This window comes from uncultured Capnocytophaga sp., assembly GCF_938029845.1.
GTDB lineage: Bacteria > Bacteroidota > Bacteroidia > Flavobacteriales > Flavobacteriaceae > Capnocytophaga.
Window position 1 is genome coordinate 1 of record NZ_CALHGG010000159.1, and the last position, 25325, is coordinate 25325.

Here is a 25325-nt window from a genome sequence, read left to right on the forward strand (position 1 = left end):
ATTACTAGTGACTAATGGCGAGTGACAAGTGACTAATCCATTATAAACCTAAACCCCTATTATAGATGAAAAAAATTTTTAAAATCATTGGAATTATTTTTGTGGTCTTAGTACTGCTGCTTGTTTCCATTCCTTTTCTCTTTAAAAATACGATAAAGGAGAAAGTCATGGAGGCGGTGAATGAAAGTGTAGATGCACAAATAAGTTTTAACGACTTCTCCCTCAGTTTGTTCAAGAATTTTCCCAATGCAACGGTGGAAGTGGATGGGCTGAAGGTGATTAATAATGCCCCTTTTGAAGGGGATACCTTGGCCTATGTAGGCAATTTTTCTGCAAAGGTGAATCTTAAGGATATACTCTTTAAGAAAGATAACGAGCCTTACAAACTCTTAGGCTTCTCTATAGCCGATGCAGTGGTCAATGTACGTATAAATGAGGCAGGCAAAGGTAACTTTGACATTGCTAAGAGCACTTCTGATACCCCTGATAGCGAGGAGCCAAATAATTTCTCTCTTGACTTAAATGAGTATAGTATTGATAACCTGCGCTTTACCTTTAAGGAAGATGGCTCTAAGATAAGTGTAATTGTGGATAGCCTTTATCACAAAGGAAAAGGAAACTTTGCAAATCAAGTGCTTGACCTAGAGACTACTACGGCGCTTAAGTTGTCTTTTGCTTCTGATGGTACTGCCTTTTTGCGCAACAATGTGGTGACCCTTGATGCTATCTTGGGAATAGACCTTAATCAGCAGAAATATACTCTAAAGGACAACACCCTAAAGCTAAACGACTTAGAGCTTAATTTTGAGGGTTTTGTACAACTATTAGAAGATGGTCAGCTCTATGACCTCAGTTTCAAGACTCCTAAGACTACCTTTAAGAACTGTTTAGACCTTATTCCTGCTGCTTATACTAAGAGTATAGAAGGGGTACAGACAACAGGCGAATTTACTATTAACGGAAAGGTAGCGGGCAAATACACCCCTACGACTATTCCTAAGTTGGATATTCGTATGCTCTCCAATAATGCGTCTTTCAAGTATCCATCTCTCCCTAAATCAGTTAAGAATATTGATATAGATGTAAAGATAGGTAACGATACCGAGAAATTGGAAGATACTTATGTGAATATCAATCGTTTTGCTTTCACCATAGACCAAGATGCTTTCTCAGTGAAAGCCCTTCTAAGAAACCTTACAGGGAATATGCTTGTGGATGCAGACCTCAAAGGAACTATCAACTTGGAGAATATCCAAAAGGCCTATCCTGTACAGATGGATTTAGATCTAAAGGGAATCCTCAAGGCTGATGTTTCTACCTCTTTTGATATGGCATCGGTGGAAAAGCAAGCCTACGAACGTATTCGTAACTCTGGTCATGCCTCTTTGGAACAATTTGTCTATTCAGGAGCAGGCTTCCTACAACCTTTCCATATCAATAAGGCAGGACTTTCCTTCAATAATACTAAGATAGAGCTTACTGAACTAGATGCTAAGACAGGAAAGACGGACTTCAATATCAAAGGAACACTTGAAAACTTCTATGGCTTTACCCTTCGTAATGAGGTGCTTAAAGGAAACTTCTACCTTGCCTCCAACCACATAGATGTAGGTGACTTTATGCAGACCGATGCACCAGCTACTGAAACACCTAAGCAAGAGGAAGAAAAACCAGCAGAGACTAAGCCAGCCACTACAAACACCTCTACTGCGGGAGCTTCTATCAAGATTCCTGCTTTCTTGGATTGTACCTTGGATGCTAAGGCTAAGAGTGTGCTTTATGACAAGCTCAACCTCGCCAATGTCTCTGGAAAACTTATTATCAAGGACGAAAAAGTAAGCCTACAGAACTTGCAAACTGATATCTTTGGAGGGAAGACAGCCGTTACAGGAAGTGTTTCTACCAAAGGGGATAGCTCTACTTTCTCAGTGGATTTAGATATGAATAAGCTTAATATAGTAGAGTCCTTCACTCAGATAGAGATGCTTAAGAATATCATGCCTATTGCCAAGGCGGTAGAAGGGTTCTTTAGTTCCAAGATCAATGTGACAGGGAAACTTACCCCTGAACTTACCCCTGATATGAATTCACTCTCTGGTAGCTTATCAGCTTCTTTGTTGGATGGTCATGTGAAAGGAGCTTCACCTTTGGTTTCTGCTTTGGATTCACAGTTCACTCAGTTGAATCTTTCAAAAATGAATCTTAAAGATCTTAAGGCCAATGTAACCTTTGAGAAAGGTCGCGTGGTGGTAAAACCTTTCACAATCAAGTGGAACAATAGTACTATTAATGTAGCGGGAACTCATGGTTTTGACCAAACGATGGACTACAAACTGACCTTCAATGTGCCAGCTAAAATGCTCGGTCAGGAGGCTTCAGCGCTACTTGCTAAGCTTACCGCAACAGAACAACAAAAGTTGGGTGATATTCCTGTAAATGTGAATATGGGAGGGAACTTTACCAAACCACAGGTCTCTACCGATATGAAGCAAGTAGTAAGTAACCTTGCCCTACAAGTAGCGAAGGCACAGGCTAACCAACTTACTGATAAGGTAATGGATAAGGTAACCAATGAGGTAACTAATAAGATTACTGAAAAAGTAGGTGGAGAAGTGATGAACAAAGCTACCGATGCTTTGGGCAAGATTATAGGAGGTGGCAAGACACAAGCCAACCCCGCTGACTCTACCAAAACTCAACAACAAGCCCCTAAAGATCAAGCTAAAAAAGCAGTGAATAATCTCTTGGATGGATTGTTTAAGAAGAAAGAATAAAAATCAATAACTAGCGACAGATGACTAGTGACGAATCCTATTGTCACTAGTCATTTGTCGCTAATGACTAGTCATTAATCATTAGAAATGAAAGATACAGCAAGGCATCGGGGTATGCGGAATCTTTTGGCAAGACAGCTTTCGGAGCGTCCGCACTATCCCATCTCTGATGAAAAGGTGTTACAAGCCATTAGAACCATCCCTCGACATTTGTTTTTGGATAGTATTTTTGAAGAAAAAGCTTATCAGGATATAGCCTTTCCTATTGGTGCCGATCAAACAATTTCTCGCCCTCATACAGTGGCTTTTCAAACGGAGTTGCTACAAGTGAGGCAAGGACAGAAAGTTCTTGAGATAGGTACAGGAAGTGGTTACCAGTCGGCTGTGTTGGTCTTTCTAAAGGTCGATCTTTATACCATAGAAAGGCAACAAGAGCTTTTTAAGAAGACCAAACTATTACTTGAGAAAATGGGCTATATTCCTAAGAAAATGATTTTTGGGGATGGTTATAAGGGGTATGTAGAACAAGCGCCTTATGACCGCATTTTAGTAACAGCAGGAGCCCCAGAGGTGCCCATGGAACTCTTGGCGCAACTTAAAATAGGAGGGCGACTAGTAATTCCTATTGGAAAAGGAGAACAGATTATGACTGTATTTACACGACTCTCGCCCAATGAGTTTAACAAAGAGGAATATGGTACCTTCGGCTTTGTTCCTATGCTGGAGAATGTACAAGCGAAAATCAGGTAAAAAATAAAAGGTAAAAAGTAAAACCTAATATATTACAGGTGTTACTTTTTACCTTTTATCTTTTACTTACGAAATGCAAATATACGAAAAAGAAACGGAAAATAAAAATGGAATTTTTGCTATATTTCGAATATTTTTTATTAACTTTGTAGTGCAAAAAAGAATCATTAAATCATTAATTAAATTATAAAGATATGAAACAGAGAGTTCCCGTTTCCCAGATTATGTCCAAGGACATAGTTACTATAGACCCTACCAATACTTTGTATGAGGCAGAGGCATTATTCAAAAAACACCATATTCGTCATATTCCAGTAGTGGAAGGGCGTAAGCTCGTAGGGGTACTAAGCCTTACAGACTTATTGCGAATCAGTTTTGCTGACCTTTCCGATGACGAAAAGCATGTGGATAGTGTAGTGTATGACATGTTCACCATTCCACAAGTAATGGCTAAGGTACCGCTTTCTATCTCTCCTGATACCACTATTAAGGAAGCTGCGGAGATACTTGCAGGACAAACTTTCCACGCCTTGCCTGTTACTGAAAATGGAAATTTGGTAGGTATGCTTACTACTACCGACCTTATCAAGTACCTGCTAGAACAGTACTAATCCTACACAATTTATGGGTCAAGAAAATAAGCCGAAATCCTTGGATTTCGGCTTATTTTACTAGTATACAAAACTATTTGAGGGTGTAATATTATTTCAGAGTTTCCTTTAGCCAACCAAAGAAAGTACGTTGCCAAAGCAGTGCGTTCTGAGGTTGTAGTACCCAGTGATTTTCGTCGGGGAAATAGAGTAATTTGCTCTTTATTCCTCTGAGCTGGGCAGCGGTAAAGGCTTGGAAGCCTTGTTCTTCAGGAACACGGTAGTCCTTACCTCCGTGAATGATGAGAATAGGCGTATCCCAAGCACCTACTTTTTCTATAGGATTGAACTCGGTGAAAGCCTTCTGAGCTATGGCATTGTCTTTTTCCCAATAAGGTCCTCCGAACTCATGTTGGTTGAAGAAAGTCTCTTCGGTGGTACCATACATACTTTGGGTGTTGAACACACCACAATGTGCGATAAAGGTCTTAAAACGCTTGTTATGGATACCAGCTAAGTAATATACAGAATAACCTCCGTAGCTAGCGCCTACAGCTCCCAATCGGGAAGCATCTACATAAGGTTCTTTGGCAATATCATCAATAGCAGCTAGATAGTCTTTCATTACTTGACCTCCCCAGTCTCCACTAATCTCGGCATTCCAAGCTACTCCATGCCCTGGCATACCACGGCGGTTAGGAGCGATAACAATGTAACCTTGTGAGGCCATCAGTTGGAGGTTCCAGCGGAAGCTGTAGAACTGAGTTAGTGCTGACTGAGGTCCTCCCTCACAGTAGAGTAGGGTAGGGTATTTTTTCTTAGGAGAGAAATCTGGTGGATAGATAACCCAAGCAAACATATCCTTGCCATCAGTGGTTTTTATGATACGCTCTTTTACAGGACATTTTGCAATGTTCTTGTAAAGGTCATCATTGATATGAGAGAGCTGTTTTACTTCCAAGGGAGTTTTTCGCCCTTTGAGATTAACGGTATATATCTCAGCGGCTCTATTCATGTCATTTCGGGAAACCACTAAGAGATCACCGGATTGGCCTAAGATATCACCTATATCAAAGATTCCTTTGGTCAGTTGCTTAGGAGTAGGGTTTTTAGCGAATGGTTCTATTTCGAAAAGTTGCTGAGTACCTTGGGTAGCAGCGATAAAATAAATTTTCTTTCCGTCATTACTCCAAATATAACTAAAAACAGTATTATCCCAAGAGGCTGTAAGGTTGATTTTGTTGCCTTCGTGGAGGATATATAGATCATTCTTGTCAGCTTCATTACCATCCTCCTTCATGCTCAACCAAGCTAATACACCGTCTTTGTTAAAAGAAGGGTGGGTATCATAGCCCATCATACCTTCGGTGAGGTTAGCAGTGGTCTTGGTATCTATATCATACTCGTAGATATCAGTGTTGGTACTTACTACATACTGAGTACCCACTTTTGCTTTGGTTACATAGAGAACCTTTTTGCCATCATTACTCCAGATATAGTCTTCCTCTCCGCCAGAAGGCTCTTGAGGACAATAATAAGGCAATCCCTGCATAAGATCTGTCTGCACCCCAGTAGATATATTTTCAACAAATACATGGTTGTAAGCTCCTTCATTCCACTTATCCCAGTGACGATGATCTAGGCCTTCATACACTTTTCCTGTGGATTTGCTTAATTCCTTATAGAAGTCTTTTCCTAAAACAGGGTTTATTTTTACTGACTTATGGATGAGCTTGAGACTCTTGTCTGCGTTGTACTTAATGGTAAGGTTGTCCAACTGTTCTTTGGTAATAGGAATCAGTTTGCCCCCATTTACATCCAATTTGTAATATTCCTTTTTGAGGGAATTTTCAGCCACATTGGGTGTGGTAACACTCAGTAAAACCTGTTTCTTGTCAGGAGTAAGCCCGATACCCCCCACTCTTTGTACCTCCCATAATTTCTCAGGGGTAAGTGGCTGCTGTGCTTGCGTATTATAGGTCATAATCAATGCAAGAATTAGTAAAATTTTTCTCATCATATATAGAATTAGAAATTTCTTTCATGATAATTTAGAAAATAACCAATCTGTCAGTCAGGAGAACATATCTTTGACCTTTTCAAAGAAACTTTTTTCTGATTTGTCAGGTTGAGGAGTAAAGTTCTCATCTTCCATCATCTTTTGGAAGAAGTTTTTCTGCTCTTTGGTAAGGGTTTTAGGAGTCCATACATTCACATGTACTAATAGGTCTCCTGCTCCATATCCATTGAGGTTAGGGAGTCCCTTGCCCTTGAGGCGTAGAATTTTTCCAGATTGGATACCCTCTTCCAGCTTGATACGCACTTTTCCTGTGGCTGTTTCTATATCCTTGGAGGTACCCAAGACAGCTTCAGGCATACTTATATAGAGGTCTAAATGGAGGTTTTCTCCCTCGCGCTTTAGGGTCTCGTGTTCTATTTCCTCAATTAGTACCAATAGATCCCCAGGGATACTATTGTTACCAGGGGCTTCATTTCCTTTGTTAGGTACTTTCATCTGCATGCCTTCCACTACTCCAGCGGGTATTTTGATAGAGACAGTCTCCTCTATACTCTTTAACCCTTGAGAGTCGGCACCATCGGGCTTTTTGTCAATCACTTCACCGCTTCCACCACAAGTAGGGCAGGGGGAAGAGGATTGCATACGACCAAGCATGGTATTGACCTCACGGACAATACTACCATTACCATGACAGGTGTTACAAGTCTTATAAGTAGCTCCTTCAGCCTTCACCTTACGAAGCACCTTTACTTTCTTTTCGGTACCTGTTACGATGTCAGCCAAGGTAAGTTTCACACGGATACGTAGATCTCCCCCTTTTATTCTATAAGAGCGAGAATTTCCCCCACCGAAGCCACCAAAGCCACCAAAGCCGCTGAAGTGTCCACCGAAGATATCCCCGAAGTTACGGAAAATATCTTCCATAGAGCTATAACCTCCGCCACCGCCTCCTTCGAAGGCTGCGTGTCCGAATTGGTCGTATTGTGCTCGTTTTTGTTCGTCGCTCAGTATTTCATAGGCCTGAGCTGCCTCTTTGAATTTTTCTTCGGCCTCTTTGTCACCAGGATTTTTATCGGGGTGATATTCTAATGCTTTTTTTCGGTAGGCCTTTTTTATTTCAGCGACAGTAGCAGTCTTGCTAACGCCTAAAATTTCGTAATAATCTTTTTTCATTTATTCAATCACTAAGAAAACCTATTGTCCTACTACCACTTTAGGGTAACGGATAATCTTTTCTCCCAATTTGTATCCTTTTTCTACCACATCAATTATTTTTCCTTTGAGTTCAGGGGTAGGGGCGGTAGTTTGGGTCAGTGCCTCGTGGATGTCACTATCAAAAGCATCAGAGGCAGCCACAGGGATTTCTTCCAAACCTTTGGAGCGTAGGGTGCTCAGGAGCTTGCTGTGAATAAGTTCCACGCCGCGAAGTAAGTTTTCGTCCTCTGATTTGGAGATTTCCACTAGGGCGCGATCAAAATCATCTAAGACAGGGAGTAAAGATTGTATGACATCTTGTCCTGCTGATTTGAGTAAGTCTTGTCGCTCTTTGGCAGTACGTCGTTTGTAGTTTTCAAATTCAGCAAAAAGTCGCATGAATTTGTCCTTTTCCTTGTGTAGTTCAGCCTCAAGGATAGAGATAGCTTCATCGGCCTGAGCGGCATCACTGGCTTGTCTTTCAGCCTCGGCTTGTCTTTTAGCTTCAGCGTCAGCTTGCCTTTCAGCAAATTCAGCTTGGGCGTTACTGTTTTGTTTTTCAGTTTCTTCTTGAGTATATGATGCTTGCGCTTCTGTTGCTTGAGGCTCTTTTTCTATATAAGATGCCTCTTGAGCAGGGGCATCATTAAGTATTTCTTCATCTATGATTTCAGCATCCTGAAAATCAGCGTCATGAATGTCATCTGCGTAGAAGTCGTCTTCGTTATGAGTGTGTCCTGTATTCATGGGTGTATTATTTTGTATTACTAATTTTTATTCATAGCAAAAGTATTGCCAAAGATTGAAAAGTGACAAAATGGCATGTACTAATGAGTGTCAATTGGGGTGGTGGAATGTTTGGAGTGTTTGATATGTTTTGGATGGTTTCGGTGCTTTCTTCGTTCGGTGAGATATCTAAAGCGTACATCATCATAATATAATCCTGCCAACAGAATGATAATGGCAAAGAAAAGGGTCTTGATTCCCAAGGATAGTTCTACGTAAGAGAACCCTGCAAAAAAGCCGCCTAGGAAGAAAAAAACAACGATAAAAAGGCGTAGCTTGATGCTATTTTTTATATTTTTCTCCTGTTGTAGATAATTGTTTCTTCTGATATAGAATAACTGAGAAAGTTCAATTCCCAAATCTGTAAATAAGCCCGTTAGGTGCGTGGTACGTACAGTAGCATTGGAGATCTTAGTTACAAAAGAGTTCTGCAAACCCATGGCATAGAGCAACATAAAAGTGGTAATTTCATGCGGAAATTGCTCCCATAGAGTATTGCATGAAATGACTAATCCCAGTACTAAGCACTCTAAGAGGGTAGGTCTGAAATACTTATTTTGCCTTCTGTGATAATTGGCATCTTCAATCAGCCAGCCAGAGGTAAAGGAACCACAAAGGAAGGAAATGATATAGCACAAATAGATAGTACCTTTCCAAAACTCCGCTATAGACATATCATGAATGAAAAAAGCGAAATGCCCTGTTACATTGGTAGTGAGCCTGCTTAAGAAAAGGAAGCCCACTACATTGACTATACCCGCTACAAAAGAAAGTACAACGGCTATTTGTAAGTTATTCTTGGCAGAACGCTTTTTTCCTTGATGTCTGAACATAATAACGCGGTTATCAAAGGCGGGTTATATAGAGCTTTTGAATTGCTCTAAGAAGCGCACATCATTTTCATAGAAAGCGCGGATATCTCCTATCTGATATAGTAGCATGGCTACACGTTCTAGTCCAATACCGAAAGCAAAACCTGAATATTTTTCGGGATCTATATTGCAGTTTTTTAGTACATTGGGGTCAGTCATACCACAGCCCATAATTTCTAACCAACCTGTTCCCTTGGTGATGCGATAATCGATTTCGTTGTTCAGTCCCCAATAGATATCCATTTCTGCACTGGGTTCAGTGAAAGGGAAATAGGAAGGTCTAAGGCGTATTTTGGACTTGCCAAACATCTCCTTGGTGAAGTAAAGCAGCGTTTGCTTGAGGTCAGCGAAGGACACATTGGTGTCAATATACAAGCCCTCTATCTGGTGGAAAAGACAGTGAGAGCGAGCGGATATATCCTCGTTGCGATACACACGTCCAGGGGCGATGATGCGGATAGGAGGTTGGTTTTGTTCCATATAACGCACCTCCACTGAGCTGGTGTGAGTATGTAGAAGAATATCAGGTCGGGTCTGGATAAAGAAAGTATCCTGCATATCCCTTGCAGGGTGATATTCAGGGAGATTTAGTGCTGTAAAGTTGTGCCAATCGTCCTCTATTTCGGGGCCTTCGGCTATGCTAAAGCCAATGTTGGCAAATATTTCAATAATTTTATTTTTGATAAGGGACACAGGGTGTCGGCTTCCGATTTCTATAGGGAAAGCAGGTCGGGTAAGATCATTATAAGCAGGTGCTGCAGTGCTTTGACCGCCCAATCTTTCTTTAAGTTCGTTAATCTTAGCTTCAGCTTTGCTTTTGAGTTCATTGATAATCTGTCCAAATTCCTTTTTTTCTTCCTTAGGAACTTCCTTGAATTGCGCAAAAAAGTCATTGAGCAGTCCCTTCTTACCGAGGTATTCCAAACGGAATTGTTCTAACTCTTCCTTTTTTTCAGTCGCAAAAGCCTCTACCTTGGCGATATGTGCTTTGATTTTATCTATCATAGGAATAACAATATTATGTGGTTAAATTTTCTCTACACGTCGAGCATGTCTGCCTCCTTCGAAGGGGGTATTTAGGAAAGTCTTGACCATCTCAAGTGCTTGTTCTATAGCTGTAAATCGGGCAGGGATGGCGATAACATTGGCGTTGTTATGTTCTCTTGCTAGGGCGGCTATCTCCTTATTCCAGCATAAGGCACAACGCACTTTGGGGTGCTTGTTCACGGTCATGGCTACTCCATTGCCACTTCCACAGATAACAATTCCCCAGTCAGCCTCACCCTTATCTATCATCTCTCCTACGGGGTGAGCAAAATCAGGGTAATCCACACTTTCAGGGGAGTCAGTACCTACATTAGTAACTTCATAATTCTGTGATAGCAAGTATTGCATAATCACTTTCTTATATTCAGTACCTGCGTGATCATTTCCAATGGTAATTTTCATTAGTCAGTGTTTTTAAGGTGCAAAGGTACATTTTTTTTGGTAGTTTTAAAAGCTATTATCAAGAAAAAATTGTATTTTTGCAGGAGTGGAAATTTTTTCCAATAGAAAAAGCTAACTAATTAAAAATAAGCCTGATGAAACTTACCTTTTTAGGAACAGGCACCTCACAAGGCGTACCTGTGATAGGCATGGATACTCCTGTGGCACGTAGCCGAGATAAGCGAGATAAGCGTTTGCGTACTTCGGCCTTGCTCTCATGGGGTGGTGTGAATGTGAATATAGATTGTTCTCCTGACTTTCGCCAACAGATGTTGCGCCATAGGGTACAGCACTTGGAAGCAATCCTCTTTACACACGAACATGCCGACCATACGGCAGGTTTGGACGATATACGTCCTTTCGTCCTAAAGCAAGGGGATATGCCTATCTATGGACTTGCTAGAGTGATAGAGCAGCTACGCATACGCTTTGCCTATATCTTTGCTACTGAGAATCGTTATGCAGGAGCTCCTTCAGTGGCTGCTACTGAAATTACTGCTGATACGCCTTTTACTCTTTTTGGCAAGGAGGTGATCCCGATTGCCGTGGAGCATGGTACTTTACCTATTTTAGGCTATCGTATAGGAAACCTAGCCTATATCACCGATGCTAAATATATCACTCAAGCAGAGCTTTCCAAGCTCTATAAAGTAGATACTTTGGTGCTCAATGCCTTGCGTAAAGCCTCACATCCTACTCACCTAAACATAGAAGAGGCCTTGGCCATTGTCAAGGAAGTACACCCACGCCAGACCTTTTTTACGCATATAAGTCAAACTATGGGTTTTCATGCTAAAGTACAGAAAGAACTCCCCGCCCATGTATTCTTAGCATATGATAATCTTATAATAGATATAAAGTAAAAGGTGAAAAGTAAAAACTAATTTTACTTTTCACCTTTTTGTTTTTTATTTTTTCTCTATTATTTCTATGGCGTATCCTCCTCCACGAGCAGCTTTTAGGGTAAGCTTGGTTTTGGCATTCACCTTTTGCTTTTTGATGGTGTAGGCTTGGGCATTGCCTTGGTAATTGGCATTAGGAGCATCGGCATAGATGGTAGCTTCATATTCTTTCCCTTTGTCTAAGAAATCCAGAGAGAGCACTGAGGTATGTCCGTTTTCATTGCTAGTGTTACCTATATACCAATTATTACTGTGCTTGTCTTTACGAGCAATGGTAATATATTGACCTGGTTCAGCTTCCAAATAAACGCTCTTTTGCCAATCAACAGGTACTTTTTTGATAAACTCAAAAGCGTCTAAGAATTTTTCATAGTTTTCAGGTAGGTCAGCTGCCATTTGTAAAGGACTATACATAGTAACATATAAGCCCAATTGCTTGGCAAGGGTACTGCTTAGTGTATGGTGGTTCTCAGGATTAACATTCACCAAATTAGTTTCAAAGATACCTGGGGTATAGTCCATAGGTCCCCCTTGTAAGCGGGTGAAAGGTAAGATGGTAGTATTGAAAGGCTTTACAGTTTCAAGAGCTTCGTATTCAGTACCACGAGCAGACTCATTGCCAATGATATTCGGATAGGTGCGACATAGACCCGTAGGGCGTACAGCCTCGTGAGCATTGACCATAATCTTATGCTTGGCAGCTTCCTTAATAGCATATAGGTAATGATTCACAGCCCATTGACCATAATGGTGTTCACCGCGTGGAATAATACTTCCTACATAGCCACTTTTTACAGAATTATAACCATAGTCATTCATCAGTTGGTAAGCCTTTTCCATGTGTCGTTCGTAGTTGCGCAAAGAAGCAGATGTTTCATGATGCATCATAAGTTTCACTCCCTTGCTGTGCGCATAATCATTTAAGCCCTTGAGATCAAAATCAGGGTAAGGTGTTACAAAGTCAAAGACATAATCTTTGGAATTGTCAAACCAATCTTCCCAGCCTATATTCCAGCCCTCTACAAGTACTTGGTCAAAGCCATGTTGGGCAGCGAAGTCAATATAACGACGTACTTTTTGGTTGTTCGCGGCATGAGTACCATTGCGACGAGCTTTGGAGTAATCCACTTTGTCGAGATCCACAGTAGGGAACTCATTGGTATAAGCCCAAGAGGACTTACCAGAGATCATTTCCCACCATACTCCTATGTATTTCACAGGTTTTATCCAAGAAGTATCTGTAAGAGCACAAGGATCATTAAGGTTTAGGATAAGGCGAGAAGCCAATATATTACGAGCATCATCGCTCACCATAATAGTACGCCAAGGGGTGTGGCAAGGGGAGTAGAGGTGACCTTTGTCGCCTTTGGCATCGGGGGTGAGTTGGGATTGGAATACGAAAGTCTTATCGTCCAAATTCAGATGCATACAAGCGTAATTGACTAGTGCTGCTTCATGTAGGTTGATGTAAAGACCATCTTGGCTTTTCATTATTAATGATGTTTGTACGCCTGTAGGAGAGAAAGGAGTTTGACATACATTCTTAATCACTGCCTGTGGCATGAGAGAGCGAATTTGGGAGAGTTTAGATTCGGTATAATCATACTCTTGTGTGTCGTAGTCTCCAGGGATCCACCATGCTGTATGATCACCAGTCATGGCAAATTGGCTCAATTCTTCCTCTATTACAAAGTAGGTAAGTTCCTTTTGCTGAGGGAACTCATAGCGGAAACCAACTCCCTCATTATAAACTCTAAAACGTAGGTTCATTTTCCTATGAGTAGAAGTTTGTTCTAGAGCCACTAAGAGTTCATTATAGTGGTTAAGGATTTGATTTTCTTCCCCCCATACAGGTTTCCAAGTTTCCTTGAAAGTAGTCTTTTGAGTGTCAACAATCTTAAATTGTTTGGTAAGGGACTCTGATTTTTTTAGCAGGAAGCCCAAGGTACTTTCCTTGATAACAGGTTTATTCTTGTAGCTTACCTTATAGGCTGGAGTGCCTTCCTTGGTAAGGGAGAAGGTAAGGGTTACTTTCCCGTCGGGAGAGGTTTGCTCCTGTGCCCTAACAGGTGCGAAAATGCTGGGAAGGACAGCCATAGAAAGGGCTATTACCAATTGTTTCATTAGAATTTTTTTTGTAATTACTACGGTGCAAGTTACAAAAAAAATAGGACATAAAAAAGAAAAAACTCAAAAAAAATGAGGGGATTTGTCAATTTGTTAATTTGTCAACAGGCTCATTATCAAGTTGACTTACTATCTCATTATTAGGTTTTTCATTCTTAATGGTGATAAAGTATAGGCAACTTATCCACCAGCCAATCCAAAAGAGGTAAAAACCGAAGTGGAATTTGGCTTTCATAACCTTGTGCATAGTGGTGGAGAAATCCCAATAAGTAGCTCCAAAGCCTGCTATACCTACAATAAGTAGTAGCCATGCCGTTTTTTTAGCCACTGAAAGATTAGCCATTTTTCGTACGCCCCAAAGTAGGCCAAGGAGTAGGCACTGTGCAACAAAAAGCAGTAGAGCTGTCTTCCACCACGAGCGAAAAACCATGAATTGCCTATACATGGTGTGAATACCAATACGCCCCAAGAGAGACATTTGAGTGATGAGTATGCCCGAAACCACAGAGAGAAGGGCATGGAAGAGTAAAAGGGACGTACTTCTTTTCATAAAGGTAAAAAATAAAAGGTGATAATAAGGGCAAAAGGCATTTCACCCACTAAAAATGGGATTTTTTGGATAGACTTCATATTATTTAGAGAGCGTCCATCCTTCTTTTTCTCGGTATTTGGCCTTGTATTTCTTTTGGATAAAGTCCTGTCCGCCTGCCTTTTTGTTTAGGAAACTGAAGGGAGTTTCTTTCTTTTGGAAGGTAGCGGTGATGGTAGCACTTTTTTCATTTTTTTGCTCTACGGTAACCTCATTGGAGAGTACATATTCTAGGGTTTTTACCTTGGCACGTGTTTCCTTTAGTTCGGTAACATAGGGGAGTGCCTTATCAGTACACTTGATATTGACAACCCATATACTATCGTTGGAAAGCCATTTTTTCTTTACCTTAATTTCCTCTATGGATAGGTAATCATCACTTTCCAATTGTTTGATTTGTTTTATCTTATCCCCATCCTTTTTGGTACGGTACTTTACTTCACCCAATGTTAGGTGAGCTGTTTCGTACATAGGGGTATCCTGCAAGGCTGCCTCTACTAAGTCATGGGCTTGAGAGGGAGAGAGTTTGCCATCGGAGCAGGCTACAAGGCTCAAAAGAGCTACTAAAAGTGTAAGAGTATGTCTCATAATTTTGAATTTTTAAGTTTTACTATTTATTATTCGGTTTTCACTAATTACTTAATGACTTGAGTATCATAATAGTTACGATAAGTTTCATTTTGCGCATATAGATCGGTATGGGTACCCTCTCCTATGAGACAACCTTGGTCTAAGAAGAGGATATAATCGGCATTTCTAGCTACCGATACACGGTGGCTGACAATGATACGGGTGGTATCTTGCACCGTCTGAGAAAGGTTATGGAGTATTTTCTCTTCTGTATCAGTATCTACAGCTGAGAGACAGTCATCAAAGAGATAGATCTGAGCCTGCTTGAGCAAGGCTCTGGCTATGGATACACGCTGACGTTGCCCTCCACTTAGGGAAATACCTCTTTCTCCTAGAATAGTCCTATAATTATCTTTGAAATCCATGATGTTGTCATGCACTTGCGCGAGTTTGGCTACATGGATGACTTCCAAATCGGTAGCTTCAGGTTTGCCAAACTTAATGTTATTCTCTATAGTATCGGAGAAAAGGAAGGAATCCTGTGGAATAACAGAGATGGATTTTCGCAAATCATTAAGGTTGAGAGATTTGATATTTTTTCCATCAATAAGCACTTGTCCCTCTTGTACATCGTACATACGGGTGATAAGGTCGAGGATGGTGGATTTACCTGAGCCTGTACGTCCTATAATAGCAATACTTTTTCCCTTAGGTATATGGAAAGAAATATCCTTCAAGGCAGTAATTTGGGTATCAGGATAGGTGAAGGTTACATGCTCAAAGCGGATATCTCCTATGATAGGTGTAGGGGAGAAGTTTGTATTTTCAATATCGGGTTTTTCATCTAGAAATTCGTTGATACGTCCTTGAGAAGCCTCTGCTTGTTGAACAATATTACTTACCCAACCTACCGTAGCTACCGGCCATGTAAGCATCATTACATAGATACTAAATTCGGTAATCACCCCAATAGAGTCTATTTGTCCATTGATATACAATCGTCCTCCTATAAAGATAACAAAGATGATACTAATCCCGATAAGTAGCAGCATAATAGGGAAGAAACAAGCCTGAATACGCAACAAAGATAAGTTTTTCTTACGTCCCTCTTCGCTAAGAGTCTCTACATTCTTCTGAGCTTCCTTCTCTAGGGCATAGGCTTTGATTGTGTGTATACCCGAAAAAATCTCTTGAGAGAAAGAGGATATTTCTGACAGGAATTGCTGTACCTCAAGGGTTTTCTTATTGATCTTTCGAGCGATGAAATAAATGAGTATGGCCAGTATAGGCAGTGGCAAGAGTGCATAGATAGCCAGTGTAGGCGAGGTGTAGAACATCAGGGGAATGCTACAAAGAAAGAGGGTAATTGTCTGTACACTATACATAAGGGCAGGACCAGTGTACATACGCACCTTTCCTACATCCTCACTAATACGGTTCATAAGATCACCTGTACGGTTTTGCTTGTAGAAGCGCTGAGAGAGGATTTGGTATTTTTGGTATATTTCATTCTTCATGTCATACTCTATATAGCGAGAGACATTAATAATGAGTTGTCGCATCCAGAAAGTAAAAAAACCTGAAAGCAAGGTTGAACCTATGATTATCAAAGCACAAGGCAACAATATCTTTCCTAAGGATTGTTCAGGGGTAGGATGTACTATATAGTTCTCTATCGATTTGATAGCGTATTGTACCCCCTTGGGCATGACAAGGGAGAAAAGTCTTGCTATGATAGTGATGAGTACCCCCCAAAAGAGCTGTTTGCGATATTTGTAAAAATATTTGTTTACGTGAGTTAAGTGTTTCATTCTACTATAATTCTTTTCTTAAGCGCGCCACAGGAATATCCAATTGTTCCCTATACTTGGCAATGGTACGGCGCGCAATAGGGTAACCCTTTTCCTTGAGCAGCTCCATAAGCTTATCATCGGTATAAGGCTTACGCTTGTTCTCTCCTTCTATGATTGTTTGGAGAATCTTCTTGACTTCATAGGTGGAGATATCTTCCCCTTCTTCATTCTTGATAGCTTCTGAGAAAAAGGCTTTCACGGGCTTAGTACCATAAGGGGTACTAACGAACTTGCTATTGGCTACTCGAGAAACAGTGGAGATATCCATACCAATACTCTCGGCTATATCCTTGAGGATAAGTGGTTTTATCTTGGTTTCATCTCCTGTAAGGAAATATTCCTTTTGGTGTAACATAATAGCATTCATCGTAACCAAAAGGGTATTCTGACGCTGCTTAATAGCATCAATGAACCACTTAGCGGCATCCAGCTTTTGCTTGATGAACTCCACTGCTTCTTTCTGTTTTTGCTTATCTTTCTCTGCTGAATCCCGATAGGTCTTGAACATCTCGGTGTATTCTTGAGAGACATGTAGTTCGGGAGCATTTCGTCCATTGAGGGAAAGTTCCAATTCTCCATCGTTGATAGTAACAGTAAAATCGGGTACTACCTGCTCAGTGAATTTACTTCCTTCGGCATAAGAACTCCCTGGTTTGGGATTGAGCTTCTCTACCTCTTGGATTACTTCCTTGAGCGTTTCTTCTGAGATATTGTATTTTTGGATGAGCTTGTCATAGTGCTTCTTGCTGAAGATATCAAAGTTCTCAGTAAGGATCGTAATCGCTAGTTCGGTGATAGCCGTTTGTGGCTTGCGCTTTAGTTGTACGATAAGGCTTTCTTGTAAGTCTCTGGCACCTATTCCTGCAGGGTCTAGCTGGAAGATAACCGTTTTGAGGATATGTTCTACCTCCTTCTCATCAGTATATACGTTCTGAGTAAATGCCAAATCATCGGCTATATCCCTCATAGAGCGACGAATATACCCATTGTCATTGATACTTCCTACCAAAAACTCCGCTATCTCTCGCTCTTTCTCTCCTAAGCGAAAGGTATTGAGTTGTTCTATTAGGTATTGGTGAAAAGAAACTTCCTCACGATAGGGTAGCCCAAAAGCATCATCCTCATGATAATTGTTAGCATAGAGGCGATAATCAGGAATCTCATCATCACTGAGATATTCATCTACATTGATGGCATCAGCTTCTATGATTTGGTTATCTTCGTACTCATCATTTGTGTTATAGTCATCTTCAGGGGCTTCCTCCTGCTCCCAGTCTTGGTGCTCCTCAGTAGCTTCCAAGGCAGGATTTTCTTCTAATTCTTCTTTTACTCGTTGTTCAAAGGCAAGAGTAGGAAGTTGTACCAACTTCATTAGTTGGATTTGCTGAGGGGATAGCTTCTGAGTGAGCTTAAGTTGTAATTGTTGTTTTAACATAATTTGTTTTAAAAGCTATGGAATTACAAATATTGCAGGCAGATAGTGTTGTCTTTGCAATAATCTATATTGATAGCTATAATTTCATTTTCTTTGTCAACTACAATAGGAAAACGCACTAATAGTTTGTCATTGTAAGGTAAATAGATATAGATCACAACTCCCCTGTCAGAGGTGAGAATATCACTAACACGCTGCTTGGTCTGTCCTGAGTTGATCAGATCAATAGCCTCTTGAGAGGTGTACAAAATAGGCCCTTGCTCTTGTATTTGACTCTTTATAACAGTGAAAACTTGTCGTATTTTTTCCATACCGCCTTGTTCGGCTGGAATAACTTGGGTAATTTTCAACATAGGGTATAGGATAGGGAAGTCCTCTTCGGAGGTGTTTCTGAGGGCTTCAATAAACCTTTCAACAGTCACTTTTTGAGCTTTTTGGGCATGGAGTGTTCCCAAGCATAGGAACATACTCACTAGGGTAAAAAACAACTTCATAGGATATATGATTATAGTTATTAGTGCGCAAGTTAATTATTTTTTTGTAAAAAACAATTTAAAAATTAATTTTTAACTAATAATTATAAACAATAAAATTATTTTTAATATTTGATAAGACAACAAACTGTCCGAAAAGTACCTTTTGGGGTACATAACGGACAGTAGTTGTGAAAATGAATGAAAAAAAATGTTTATTCAGCCTCTATTTCTTTAACGTATTCTTTTAAGTCATCAAGGGAGGTAAATCCTTTGAAGGAGAGGACAACCTTATTGGCTTCTACTTCAGCGATAAGTGCATTAAGTAGTTCTATGGGGGATTCCTCATGTCCATATAGGTCTTCAGAGAAATTAATTCCTGCTACGATATCGTCCTGATACATGCTTAGGCACCAGTCTTCCATGAATTCGGCTAAGGGAATTTCACTGATGGTGTATTCTTCCCATTCTTCTTTTTGGCATGCTTTAGCCCCTTCCTTATCAGACCAAAAGGCAAATACACCTACTTGCTCCTCTTGGTCTTGGGTTACAAACTGATTAGAGGTACAAGCGGCTACATATTCGCTTTGTGTATCTCTTAGACAATAAACGATGCCTGTGGCTACTACTTCTCTTATAAAGTGATAGTAACTATCCAATAATTCTTGTTCCATATATTTTAAAAAATTTGAGTTTTGAGTCCTTTGTTTTGAAATCAAGTGTATTCAAAACTGAGAACTCAAAAACTATATTTTACATTCTTGGCATGGATTGCATCATGCGCATCATTTGTTTGGCACCGCCGCTTTGCATCATCTTCATCATTTTGCTCATTTGATCAAACTGTTTCAGAAGCTGATTAACTTCAGCGATGTTGCGACCACTTCCTTTGGCAATACGATTCTTGCGAGAGGTATTGATGATAGAAGGGTTACTACGTTCGGCAGGGGTCATAGAGTAAATAATGGCTTCTATATATTTGAAAGCATCATCACTGATATCTAAATCCTTTACAGCCTTGCCTACTCCAGGGAGCATACCCAATAGGTCTTTCATGTTCCCCATTTTCTTGATTTGTTGTATCTGGGAGAGGAAGTCGTCAAAACCGAATTGGTTCTTGGCTATTTTCTTTTGTAACTTACGAGCTTGTTCTTCGTCAAATTGCTCTTGAGCACGTTCTACAAGGGAAACCACATCCCCCATACCCAAGATACGATCGGCCATACGAGCAGGATAGAATACATCTATTGCATCCATTTTCTCCCCTGTACCTACGAACTTGATAGGCTTATTTACAACCGACTTGATAGAGATAGCAGCTCCCCCACGGGTATCCCCATCCAATTTGGTAAGGATTACCCCGTCAAAATTCAAGATATCATTGAAGGCCTTGGCAGTATTTACTGCATCTTGCCCTGTCATAGCATCTACAACAAAGAGGGTCTCTTGGGGAGTAACCGCCTTATGAATATTGGCGATTTCCTTCATCATCTGCTCATCCACAGCCAAGCGACCAGCGGTATCTATAATAACCACATTCAGCCCATTACTTTTGGCATAGGCGATTCCTTTTTGAGCAATATCTACGGGATTGTTATTTTCTTTTTCGGAAAATACAGGTACTCCTATCTGATCACCTACAATATGTAGCTGATCAATCGCTGCTGGACGATATACATCGCAGGCTACCAATAGAGGTTTTTTATTCTTCTTGGTTTTGAGGAAGTTGGCCAATTTTCCTGAGAAGGTTGTTTTACCAGACCCCTGTAATCCCGACATGAGTATTACCGAAGGGTTACCGCTGAGATTGACTCCTGTGGCATCACCTCCCATAAGTTCAGTAAGCTCATCTCGGACAATCTTAACCATGAGCTGGCCTGGTTGTAGGGTAGTGAGTACATTGGCACCCAAAGCTTTGGCTTTTACCTTTGCGGTAAAGTCCTTGGCAATAGCATAGTTCACGTCCGCATCCAAGAGTGCACGGCGCACTTCCTTAAGTGTTTCAGCTACGTTAATTTCGGTAATCTGTCCGTGCCCTTTGAGTACATGTAAGGCCTTCTCTAATTTATCACTTAAATTATCAAACATGTTATTAGTTGTTAGTTATTAGTGGCTAGTGGTTAGTCTCTGACAACTAATCACTAACCACTAACTACTGAATTAGAATAAATTCTTTAAGGTGTCAATACCCTTTTGGATACCTTCAGAGAGGTTACCAGAAGCAATATCATTGAAAGCTTTCTTAGCATCTTCCCACTTGTCATCAGAAACATTTTTCAAGGCTTCGAATTTTTCAGTAAGAGATGATTTGTCAGCTAATAGTTTGTTGATTTCTTCTTGAGCTTTCTCTTTGAGGTCTCCTGTTTGAAGGCCTAAAGCTTCAGTTAAGGAATTGATTTTCTCAGTCAAAGCACTGATTTTGTCTTGTGCTTCTTTAAGGAATTGTTCTTTGTCCATAATCTAATCTTTTGATTTTTTAATTCTGCAAAAATACAAATTTAATTGTTAATGATTAATGATTAATGGTTAATTGTTAATCACTAATTGTTAATTGTACTTTTGTGATGGTAAATGGTTCTTTTACATGGGTAAAATTACCTCTTTACATGGGCGAATTGCCATTCGCCCCTACTTTATCTTCAAAGGTGAAAGTCTTAGGGTTCTTTACAGCTTCTTGGGTTACAGCAAGCTTGAGTACATCCTCCATTTCGGTAACATAGTGGAAGGTGAGACCTTGTAGGTATTCTTGCTTTATTTCGTCAATGTCTTTTTCATTGTCTTTGCACAGAATAATCTCCTTGATACCTGCTCGCTTGGCGGCGAGTATCTTTTCTTTGATACCACCCACAGGAAGCACCTTTCCTCTTAGCGTAATCTCACCTGTCATAGCCAGATTTTTCTTCACTCTTCTTTGAGTAAGTACTGAAAAGAGAGAAGTAAGTAGGGCAATACCTGCACTTGGTCCATCCTTAGGAGTGGCACCTTCGGGGATATGGATATGGATTTTGTATTGGTCAAAAATACGTGTATCTAACCCAAATTGCTCGGCATGTGCCTTGATATATTCCAAGGCAATGGTAGCTGATTCCTTCATTACGGTACCTATATTTCCTGTGATAGAAAGGCCACCGCTGCCCTTGGAAAAGGCAGATTCTATAAAGAGAATATCTCCCCCTACACTTGTCCAAGCCAGTCCTGTTACAACCCCTGCCACTTCATTATTCTCATACTTATCTCGCTCGGTGGGAATACCTAATATTTTTCGGATATCCTCCAAGGATATCTTTGGATTATATTCCTCATTCATAGCTATAGCACGAGCTATATAGCGTACTATTTTAGCGATTTGCTTTTCTAAGTTTCTTACCCCTGACTCGCGTGTATAGCCTTCTATGATACGTTCTATTTCTTTTTTGCCTAGCTGGATTTGTTTGTGCTCCATACCATGCTCTTTGAGTACCTTAGGCAAAAGAAAATGACGGGCTATCTCTACCTTCTCCTCAATGGTATAACCAGAGATATTGATAATCTCCATCCTATCCTTTAGGGCTGGCTGTATAGTGCTTAGGTCATTGGCTGTAGCGATGAACATCACCTTAGAAAGGTCATAGCCTATCTCAAGAAAATTGTCATAGAACTCATTATTCTGCTCAGGGTCAAGTACCTCCAGCATAGCTGAAGAGGGGTCACCTCCGTAGCCTTGGCTGAGTTTGTCCAATTCGTCCAAGACGAAAACAGGGTTGGAAGTACCTGCTTTTTTGATCAGTTGTAGGATACGCCCAGGCATAGCCCCTATGTAAGTCTTACGGTGTCCACGTATCTCTGCCTCATCGCGCAGGCCACCAAGAGCCATACGCACATATTCACGTCCTAAGGCCTTGGCTATGGAACGCCCTAAGGAAGTCTTTCCTACCCCTGGAGGACCATAGAGGCAGAGGATAGGCGATTTCATATCATTGCGTAATTTCAATACAGCTAAGTATTCTATGATACGTCGTTTGACATCTTCCAAGCCATAATGGTCTTTGTCTAATATTTTCTGTGCTCGCTTGAGGTCAAATTTGTCTTTGGAATACACATTCCAAGGGAGATCCAAGAGCAAGTCTATATAGTTACGCTGTATAGCATAGTCAGGCATTTGAGGATTAAGTCGCTGGAGCTTAGCTAGTTCCTTGTCAAAGTGCTTTTGAATTTTCTCATTCCATTGCTTGGTTTTGGCTTGCTCTTTGAATTTTTCTATATCCGCCTCGAAGGACTCATTGCCCAATTCTTTCTGGATAGTTTGTATCTGTTGGTGTAGGAAATAATCACGCTGTTGCTTGTCAAAGTCCATGTGGACTTTGTTCTGTATTTCCTTTCTTAAGGTAGCTTTTTGAAGCTCTACCCCAAAATACTTGATAATAGCCCAAGCGCGGGTAACCAAGCTGTTTTGCTCCAATATATCCTGCTTTTCACTTACAGATAAGGGAGAAGTGGAGGCTACATAGTTGATCAGAAAGAAGTCATTATCTATGTTTTGCAACACGAAAGGCACTTCAAGTCCGCCTGTGGAAGTCTCCTTGGCTAGTCTTAGGGAGATATCCCTTACTACTTCCATAGTGGCAGAAAACTCTTCATCCTGCTCTTCAGGGAGTAGTTCGGGGCTTTCCTGTATCTTGGCCTTAAAATAGGGTTGTTCTTCTACAAATTCAGTAATCTGGAAGCGACGTGTTCCCTGTACTAGGACACTGATACTCCCATCAGGAATCTTGAGTATTTTGATGATACGTGCTACCACTCCTATACTGTAAAAGTCTTCCTTGCTAGGAGCATCGTTGTCGTTTCGCTGGCTCACCACTCCTATTAAGCGTTCTTTTTTAGCATCATTGATAAGTTCCAAAGAAGCCTCTCGCTTGATAGAAATAGGCATAATCACCCCAGGGAAGAGTACAGTATTCTTCAGGGGGAGTATAGGGAGCACTTCAGGAAGTGGGGCATCAGTATGCTCTTCCTCCATCTCCTCTTCGTCTCGCTGATGAGGGATAGCTATAATTTTTGCATCTTCAAGATGGTCTTCAAAAAGACTGTCAAAATTTCCTATTTTCATGAAATTTTCTCGCTAATATATGTAATATTGTCAGCATTTCCTTTTTGCTTCTCTGATAGAGTAAAAAAGAAAATTACAAACTACTGATAAACAGCATAGTATAATATATGCTGCAAACTGACCTATATAGTAAGCAATTAATATGCCAAAAATAATCAGAATGGAAAGGCTCCCTCTGTCGAAGTTAATCCTCCTCTTAGTTTAAGAATTCTGAAGTGAAATGTAGTTTTAGCTGTGGATATTTCTGCTTGACCATCTCTATAGAGAAGGCCGAGTCAGCCAGAAAGACTAATTGCCCTTGCTTGTCACGTGCTAAGAATTTTTGTTTTACACGTAAAAAATCTAAGTAATCAGGATCTTTAGGGTTTTCAGGTGCTTCTACCCAACATGCTTTGTAGATAGGGAAGTTCTCATAACTACACTTAGCACCATATTCGTGTTCTAATCGATATTGGATTACCTCATATTGGAGAGCACCCACAGTACCGATAACCTTTCGTCCGTTGAAATCCAAAGTAAAGAGCTGGGCGACCCCTTCGTCCATAAGTTGGTCTATACCTTTCTCTAACTGCTTGGACTTAAGAGGGTCGGCATTGTTGATATAGCGGAAGTGTTCAGGGGAGAAGCTAGGTATCCCTCTGAAATGGAGAACTTCTCCTTCGGTGAGAGTGTCTCCTATCTTGAAGTTACCTGTATCATGCAAACCGACAATATCACCTGCGTAGGAGATATCCACTACTTCTTTTTTCTCGGCAAAGAAGGCATTTGGGCTAGAGAACTTGAGTTTCTTACCCAAACGGGTATGCAAATAAGGTTTGTTACGTTCAAAACTTCCCGAAACGATTTTCACAAAAGCCAAGCGGTCGCGGTGATTGGGATCCATATTGGCATGTATCTTGAAGACAAAACCTGTAAAGGTCTTTTCATTGGGCTGTACCAATCGTTCTTCACTGGCTTTGGGTAGGGGTGATGGGGCAATCTCAACAAAGCAGTCCAAGAGTTCCCTTACCCCGAAGTTGTTCAGAGCAGAGCCAAAGAAGACAGGCTGTTGCATGCCTTTGAGGTAGGCTTCACGGTCAAAGGCTGGATATACTTCATAGACAAGTTCTAAATCATTGCGTAAGGAAGTTGCCAATTTTGGGGAGATAAGCTGCTCTAATTCAGGACTATTGATGTCGCTAAAGGAAATAGTTTCTTCTATATTCTTACGACTATCGCCTGAGAAAAGGTTGATATTTTTCTCCCATATATTGTAAATACCCTTGAAGTCATACCCCATACCGATAGGAAAACTCAAAGGAGTTACATGTAGCCCTAATTTCTGTTCTACCTCATCCAAGAGGTCAAAGGCATCTTTCCCTTCTCGGTCGAGCTTATTGATAAAGACAATCATGGGAATATTGCGCATACGGCATACCTCTACGAGTTTTTCGGTTTGTTCCTCCACCCCTTTGGCTACGTCAATCACCACAATTACACTGTCCACGGCTGTAAGGGTACGGAAGGTATCTTCTGCAAAATCCTTGTGACCAGGCGTATCCAAGATGTTTATTTTGTGTTCCTTGTAATTGAAAGCTAGGACAGAGGTAGCAACAGAGATACCACGTTGGCGTTCTATCTCCATAAAGTCGGAGGTAGCTCCTTTCTTAATCTTGTTGGACTTCACTGCTCCTGCTTCCTGAATAGCTCCCCCAAAAAGGAGTAGCTTCTCAGTGAGAGTTGTTTTCCCCGCATCAGGGTGCGAGATAATGCCGAAAGTACGGCGCTTCTGTATTTCTGTTTCTAAAGACACTTTATTTAATTGTTAATTATCAAT

The 25325-nt window shown here is 40.7% G+C and carries 21 protein-coding genes; 4 read left to right on the forward strand and 17 right to left on the reverse strand.

Annotated features, from left to right (window positions below):
• Positions 1-65: 65 nt before the first annotated feature.
• The 3 genes from Q0625_RS11775 (at position 66) to Q0625_RS11785 (ending at position 4135) form a co-directional block, all read left to right on the forward strand.
• Positions 66-2774: an AsmA-like C-terminal region-containing protein gene (locus Q0625_RS11775; RefSeq protein WP_298827534.1), complete on the forward strand. Its 2709-nt coding sequence runs from the start codon at positions 66-68 to the stop codon at positions 2772-2774.
• Between the two features lie 87 nt (positions 2775-2861).
• Positions 2862-3524, forward strand: coding sequence for a protein-L-isoaspartate(D-aspartate) O-methyltransferase (locus Q0625_RS11780; protein ID WP_298827537.1), 663 nt, complete (start codon positions 2862-2864; stop codon positions 3522-3524).
• Positions 3525-3718: 194 nt separating this feature from the next.
• On the forward strand, positions 3719-4135 hold the full coding sequence (locus tag Q0625_RS11785) for a CBS domain-containing protein (protein WP_298827540.1): 417 nt from the start codon (positions 3719-3721) through the stop codon (positions 4133-4135).
• A gap of 91 nt (positions 4136-4226) precedes the next feature.
• Here the strand turns inward: Q0625_RS11785 and Q0625_RS11790 are convergent, their stop codons facing one another.
• The 6 genes from Q0625_RS11790 to rpiB form a co-directional block, all read right to left on the reverse strand.
• Positions 4227-6131: a S9 family peptidase gene (locus tag Q0625_RS11790; RefSeq protein WP_298827542.1), complete on the reverse strand. Its 1905-nt coding sequence runs from the start codon at positions 6129-6131 to the stop codon at positions 4227-4229.
• A 57-nt stretch (positions 6132-6188) separates the two neighbouring features.
• A complete protein-coding gene (gene dnaJ, locus Q0625_RS11795; RefSeq protein ID WP_298827544.1) occupies positions 6189-7307 on the reverse strand; it encodes a molecular chaperone DnaJ in 1119 nt (372 codons plus the stop codon).
• Between the two features lie 21 nt (positions 7308-7328).
• The gene (gene grpE / locus Q0625_RS11800) at positions 7329-8075 is read right to left on the reverse strand and encodes a nucleotide exchange factor GrpE (RefSeq protein ID WP_314992842.1); all 747 of its coding nucleotides are present in this window, start codon (positions 8073-8075) and stop codon (positions 7329-7331) included.
• 80 nt (positions 8076-8155) lie between these two features.
• A complete protein-coding gene (locus Q0625_RS11805) occupies positions 8156-8947 on the reverse strand; it encodes a YoaK family protein (RefSeq protein ID WP_298827546.1) in 792 nt (263 codons plus the stop codon).
• 24 nt (positions 8948-8971) lie between these two features.
• Positions 8972-9991, reverse strand: a complete 1020-nt coding sequence (pheS, locus tag Q0625_RS11810) for a phenylalanine--tRNA ligase subunit alpha (RefSeq protein WP_298827548.1) — start codon at positions 9989-9991, stop codon at positions 8972-8974.
• A gap of 21 nt (positions 9992-10012) precedes the next feature.
• Positions 10013-10435, reverse strand: a complete 423-nt coding sequence (gene rpiB / locus Q0625_RS11815; protein ID WP_298827550.1) for a ribose 5-phosphate isomerase B — start codon at positions 10433-10435, stop codon at positions 10013-10015.
• Between the two features lie 134 nt (positions 10436-10569).
• Between rpiB and Q0625_RS11820 the strand changes: the two genes are divergently transcribed.
• A complete protein-coding gene (locus Q0625_RS11820) occupies positions 10570-11337 on the forward strand; it encodes an MBL fold metallo-hydrolase (protein WP_298827553.1) in 768 nt (255 codons plus the stop codon).
• 45 nt (positions 11338-11382) lie between these two features.
• Here the strand turns inward: Q0625_RS11820 and Q0625_RS11825 are convergent, their stop codons facing one another.
• The 11 genes from Q0625_RS11825 to Q0625_RS11875 form a co-directional block, all read right to left on the reverse strand.
• Positions 11383-13500 (reverse strand): glycoside hydrolase family 97 protein, encoded by a 2118-nt coding sequence (locus tag Q0625_RS11825; RefSeq protein WP_298827556.1) that lies wholly within the window; start codon positions 13498-13500, stop codon positions 11383-11385.
• An 88-nt stretch (positions 13501-13588) separates the two neighbouring features.
• The gene (locus Q0625_RS11830) at positions 13589-14053 is read right to left on the reverse strand and encodes a hypothetical protein (RefSeq protein WP_298827558.1); all 465 of its coding nucleotides are present in this window, start codon (positions 14051-14053) and stop codon (positions 13589-13591) included.
• 81 nt (positions 14054-14134) lie between these two features.
• Complete coding sequence (locus Q0625_RS11835; RefSeq protein WP_298827561.1) at positions 14135-14680, reverse strand: hypothetical protein; 546 nt, start codon at positions 14678-14680, stop codon at positions 14135-14137.
• A gap of 47 nt (positions 14681-14727) precedes the next feature.
• Positions 14728-16473: an ABC transporter ATP-binding protein gene (locus Q0625_RS11840; protein ID WP_298827565.1), complete on the reverse strand. Its 1746-nt coding sequence runs from the start codon at positions 16471-16473 to the stop codon at positions 14728-14730.
• A 4-nt stretch (positions 16474-16477) separates the two neighbouring features.
• Positions 16478-17950: an RNA polymerase factor sigma-54 gene (gene rpoN, locus Q0625_RS11845; RefSeq protein WP_298827569.1), complete on the reverse strand. Its 1473-nt coding sequence runs from the start codon at positions 17948-17950 to the stop codon at positions 16478-16480.
• 23 nt (positions 17951-17973) lie between these two features.
• A complete protein-coding gene (locus tag Q0625_RS11850; RefSeq protein ID WP_298827572.1) occupies positions 17974-18444 on the reverse strand; it encodes a hypothetical protein in 471 nt (156 codons plus the stop codon).
• Between the two features lie 194 nt (positions 18445-18638).
• On the reverse strand, positions 18639-19097 hold the full coding sequence (locus Q0625_RS11855; RefSeq protein WP_298827574.1) for a DUF2750 domain-containing protein: 459 nt from the start codon (positions 19095-19097) through the stop codon (positions 18639-18641).
• A gap of 79 nt (positions 19098-19176) precedes the next feature.
• Complete coding sequence (gene ffh, locus Q0625_RS11860; RefSeq protein ID WP_298827576.1) at positions 19177-20511, reverse strand: signal recognition particle protein; 1335 nt, start codon at positions 20509-20511, stop codon at positions 19177-19179.
• 72 nt (positions 20512-20583) lie between these two features.
• Entirely contained in the window at positions 20584-20880 is a 297-nt protein-coding gene (locus tag Q0625_RS11865) for an ErpK protein (protein ID WP_298827578.1), read from the reverse strand.
• 145 nt (positions 20881-21025) lie between these two features.
• Positions 21026-23509, reverse strand: coding sequence for an endopeptidase La (lon, locus tag Q0625_RS11870; RefSeq protein WP_298827580.1), 2484 nt, complete (start codon positions 23507-23509; stop codon positions 21026-21028).
• 196 nt (positions 23510-23705) lie between these two features.
• Positions 23706-25301, reverse strand: coding sequence for a peptide chain release factor 3 (locus Q0625_RS11875; protein WP_298827582.1), 1596 nt, complete (start codon positions 25299-25301; stop codon positions 23706-23708).
• Positions 25302-25325: the final 24 nt, after the last annotated feature.